This window comes from Candidatus Jordarchaeum sp. (assembly GCF_052745115.1).
Genome location: NZ_JBRAKS010000558.1, coordinates 1 through 1,513 on the forward strand (window position 1 = coordinate 1; position 1,513 = coordinate 1,513).

Sequence of the window (1,513 nt, forward strand, 5' to 3'; positions counted from 1 at the left end):
TAGCCATATATGGTATTATTTAGTATTAAATCTTCCTACTGTTGTAAACCCTCTCCGTGTATTTCATAGTACATTTCAATATCGTTGATCTTAACTTTTGGCATCTTTTCTATCCTTCTTTAAATATTTAGCGCACACAATATGGTTGCTTCATATAAGATTATTGTCCCAAAAAAGCTATCAATTTGAAAATTTGCTGCATTATTCAAAATTTTGTAGGGAACGTTTTTAATTACCTCATCCGATACCTCTTTTATCCTCCATCTGAACTCTAGAAAATATTTTGAAAAATATCAAGCCTTTTTTAATAGGCGTCGCCACATTTAATATTACCGAGGGAAAATTTGGAGACATCGACATAAGCGGTTTGAAAGCATCCGCAGCATTCTTCACCCCTAAGGGAAAGACGATTACTGAAGGCTTGGATCAGTGGAAGGCCATTATTTATTTGGATGAGGGAGCAAAAGAGGAGCAGGCGAAGGCTTTGGAAACGATTTTCAGAACGGTGTTTGGAGTTTTCGGACAGGTGCTCAATGTAAAACGGGCAAATATAAATTTCACGAAAGAACCCGTCGGTGAAGGTCCAGCAGCAAAACACACAATTGAAATTCCTGGAGTTTTTAGTTTAGAGGCCGAGCCGCTCGTCGATATGCAGGGAAATCCTACACAAGTTATAAATTCTCCATTATTTGGCGGCGTGGTTAATGTGGGCAAGTCTGAAGTACACGAGTTCAAGGATTCAGATCTGAAGACATGGAGTTACAAGGATATGAGTGTCACCTATTTCACTTTCAGGGTGGATTCCGAATCGTTAATGATTACACCCATTTCAAAAAGATAAAAAACTATTTATCACACTTTTCTTTTTTTCCATTTTTTATAAATTATGATATTTTAGAAAAGTTGATTTTTAACCAATTAGTTTTTGTAATAGATTCTAGCATAAAGTTTAAGATTGGTTTAATTCTTTGTTTCGGCTAGGTTGCGATTTTATGAGTGAGGATGTTTATGAGCGTTTGAGGCAGAAAGTTAACCGATGGCCGTTGAAAGCTCCCAAAAGTAAGGATATGCTAAAAATTTTGAGTATGGTTTATACGCCCGAGGAAGCGGAGCTTGTTTGCTTCGCCTTCAACAGCCCCTATATCGATGCTAAGACTATTGAACAGGTAGCTGAGGAAACCGGGAAAAGTGTGGATGAAATTAAAAATGTTTTCGAGAGATTGGCTCTTAAAGGGGCACTCTTTGAGTTTACCAGTAGCCGGGATGGTAAAACCTACTACAGTATGTTACCTTTCGTTCCGGGAATTTTCGAGCTCCAAATGAATGATGGGGTAATCACCGATGAGAAAAGAGAATTTGCAAAAATCCATGAAAAAATGTACCACCACTGGGGAATGGAAATAGGATCCTCAAACTATCCCTTCATGAGAGTGATCCCGGTTGAAGAGAAACTCAACATTCAGACTGAGATTTTACCGTTGTCCGAAACTTACCCATCTAGGACACTTCCAGA

Annotated in this window: 1 protein-coding gene and 1 pseudogene; both read left to right on the plus strand. The window is 38.2% G+C overall.

Translation table 11 applies throughout. The features are described from left to right. The first annotated feature begins 283 nt into the window (after positions 1-283). Complete coding sequence (locus ACUVXA_RS20815; RefSeq protein WP_445873210.1) at positions 284-841, plus strand: DUF1326 domain-containing protein; 558 nt, start codon at positions 284-286, stop codon at positions 839-841. Positions 842-992: 151 nt separating this feature from the next. Beyond that, a pseudogene (locus ACUVXA_RS20820) lies at positions 993-1,513 on the plus strand (hypothetical protein); the annotation flags it as partial.